Raw genomic sequence first — 2,670 nt, forward strand, 5'->3', positions numbered from 1 at the left:
CCGACCACCCCGGCGGCGCCGCCTCCCCCCGGCCCGACGGCCTCCGACAGCCGTTCGGCCAGCGGGGCGTACTCCGCCAACTGCTGCGGCTGGAGCGGGCCCTCGAATTCGACGACGACGATGGCCGGGGCCGCATCGGCGTCCAAGAACCGCTCCTGCCAGTCGCCCGCGGCGGTGGATTCGGCGCCGGCCGGAAGGAATCCCGCCTGGTCGTTGGTGGACACCTCGGAGAGCTTGCCGAAGGTCGGTCCGCCCAGGCCCGCGGCGGCGAGCCAGGCAACCGCCACCAGGGCTGGCAGGAGCATTCTGAGCCAGCGGGCCATGGGAAACCGAACCTCTGCAGTCGACGGGCCAAAACAAGCTCCACTATAGAGTAGTTCTACGGTGGAGATAAGCCCCGGGTGAACTATCCTTGGAGAGGTTGCCGGAGGGAGGAACGTGGCGCACAAGGAAGAGCGGCTGCTGCTGTTGCTGCAGCAGTTCGTCGTGGAGAGCGAACGCTACATTGAAGCGGTCAGCCAGCGGGACGCCCTGCACCGCACCGACCTCAACGCCCTGGCCGCGATGGTCCGGGCCGCCGCCGACGGCCGCACGGTGACTCCGGGCAGCCTGCGGAACGAACTGCACCTCAGCTCGCCGGCGACCACCGCGCTGGTGGACCGGCTGGACCGCTCCGGCCACGTGAAGCGGACCCGCAGCGACACCGACCGCCGCAAGGTGCACCTGGAGCTGACGGACCTGGCCCGCGCCACCGGCGGCGCCATGTTCGCACCGCTGGCCCGCAACATCGGCCGGGTGCTCTCCGACTATCCGGCGGAAGACCGGCAGCGGCTCGCGGCGTTCCTGGCGGACATCATCGCCGCCACCGAAACCGCCTGTGCCGAAGTCGCGTCGGCCGACAAATAGCGCAACATTCCGGCACGGCAGCTACGTGGCCGCGGGGGCCCGGAGTAGTCTCCCACTATGAAGGACGAGGTCTACTCCCACGGACACCACAAAAGCGTGGTCAAAGCCCATGCCATCCGGACCGCCGAGGACTGCGCGGCCTACCTGCTGCCGGAGCTCAAGCCCGGGATGATGCTGCTGGACGTGGGCTGCGGCCCGGGCAGCATCACCGTTGACCTGGCCGAGCGGGTGGCCCCGGGACAGGTGACCGGGTTGGACCGGTCCGACGATGTCCTGACCCAGGCGGCCGAACTCACCGCCCTGCGCGGGATCGAGAACGCCACCTTCGTCGCGGGCAACATCTACGACCTCGAGTTCGATGACGACACCTTCGACGTGGTGCACGCCCACCAGGTCCTCCAGCACCTGACCGACCCGGTCGCCGCGCTCTACGAGATGCGGCGGGTGGTCAAGCCGGGCGGCATCGTGGCCGTCCGGGACGCCGACTTCCATGGCATGAGCTGGTACCCGGAACTGCCCGAACTCGACGACTGGATGGAGACCTACCAGCAGCTCGCCCGCGGCAACCGCGCCGAACCGGACGCCGGCCGGCACCTCATCGCGTGGGCGCAGGCGGCCGGTTTCCACGACATCACGCCGTCGTCGTCCAACTGGCTGTATGCCACCGAGGAGCAGCGCCGCTGGCAGGGCGAGGTCTGGTCGGAGCGGGTCCTGCACTCCGGCTACGCGGAACAGTCGCTGGAGCGGGGGCTGATCGACCGGGCCGGGCTGGAACGGATAGCCCGGGGGTGGCTGACGTGGGCCGCTGCCCCGGATGCGTGGTTCCTGATTCCCAACGGCGAGATCCTGGCCCGCAAACCCTGATCCCGCCGGCGGGACGGAAGGACTGACATGCCCGAACACTACGACGTGGTCATCGCCGGCGGCGGCCACAACGGCCTGGTCGCGGCCGCCTACCTCGCCCGCGCCGGGCGGAGCGTGCTCGTGCTCGAACGCGAAGACCAGGTCGGCGGCGCCGCGGTGTCGGCGGAAGTCTTTCCCGGCACCGGGGCCCGCATCTCGCGCTATTCCTACCTGGTCAGCCTGCTGCCGCGGCGCATCATCGACGACCTGCGGCTGGACCTGCGGCTGCTGCGCCGGCGCTTCTCGTCCTACACGCCCCTGCCCGGGGCCGCGGCGGGCCTGCTGGTGGACAACCAGGACCCGGATGCCACCCGCTCCTCCTTCGCCGCCGTGGGCGCGGCCACCGACTTCGAGCCCTTCGCCGGGTTCTATCAGCGCACCAGCCGGCTGGCCCGGGCCCTCTGGCCCTCCGTCACCGAACCGCTGCCCCGCCGGTCCGAGGTGCGCAGCAGGGTCGGCGACGACGAGGCCTGGCACGACTTCATCGAACGGCCGATCGGCGAGGCGGTCGAGCGCAGTTTCGGCTCGGACCTGGTCCGCGGGGTGGTGCTCACCGACGCCCTGATCAGCACCTTTGCCGGCGCCCACGACGCCTCGCTGCAGCAGAACAAATGCTTCCTCTACCACGTGATCGGCGGCGGTACCGGTGACTGGGACGTGCCCGAAGGCGGCATGGGTGCGGTCAGCGCGGCGCTGGAAAAGGCGGCCCGCAGCGCCGGCGCGGAGCTGCGGACCCGGGCGCGCGTCACCTCCGTCTCCCCCGAGGGAGAGGTGGCGTACGACGACGGCGGCGCGGGCGGCGTCGTCGTCTCGGCCGAACGCGTGCTCGCCAACGTCTCCCCCGCCGTGCTCAACGGGCTG

At 70.9% G+C, this 2,670-nt stretch carries 3 protein-coding genes and 1 pseudogene; 3 read left to right on the top strand and 1 reads right to left on the bottom strand.

Annotation, left to right across the window (positions count from 1 at the left end):
- Positions 1–323, bottom strand: a pseudogene (locus AC5RV2_RS16810) (MMPL family transporter); the annotation flags it as partial.
- 115 nt (positions 324–438) lie between these two features.
- Here AC5RV2_RS16810 and AC5RV2_RS16815 point away from each other — a divergent pair.
- The 3 genes from AC5RV2_RS16815 to AC5RV2_RS16825 form a co-directional block, all read left to right on the top strand.
- A complete protein-coding gene (locus AC5RV2_RS16815) occupies positions 439–906 on the top strand; it encodes a MarR family winged helix-turn-helix transcriptional regulator (RefSeq protein WP_494093282.1) in 468 nt (155 codons plus the stop codon).
- Positions 907–963: 57 nt separating this feature from the next.
- Positions 964–1,770 (top strand): class I SAM-dependent methyltransferase, encoded by an 807-nt coding sequence (locus AC5RV2_RS16820; protein WP_494093283.1) that lies wholly within the window; start codon positions 964–966, stop codon positions 1,768–1,770.
- 27 nt (positions 1,771–1,797) lie between these two features.
- The coding region (locus AC5RV2_RS16825; RefSeq protein WP_494093284.1) for a phytoene desaturase family protein at positions 1,798–2,670 on the top strand (873 nt) is incomplete at its 3' end.

This window comes from Arthrobacter sp. Y3225116 (assembly GCF_059091245.1).

Bases quoted from the DNA above. Each gene is read 5' to 3' on its own strand.
- AC5RV2_RS16820 (WP_494093283.1), top strand. From the start codon at position 964: ATGAAGGACGAGGTCTACTCCCACGGACACCACAAAAGCGTGGTCAAA.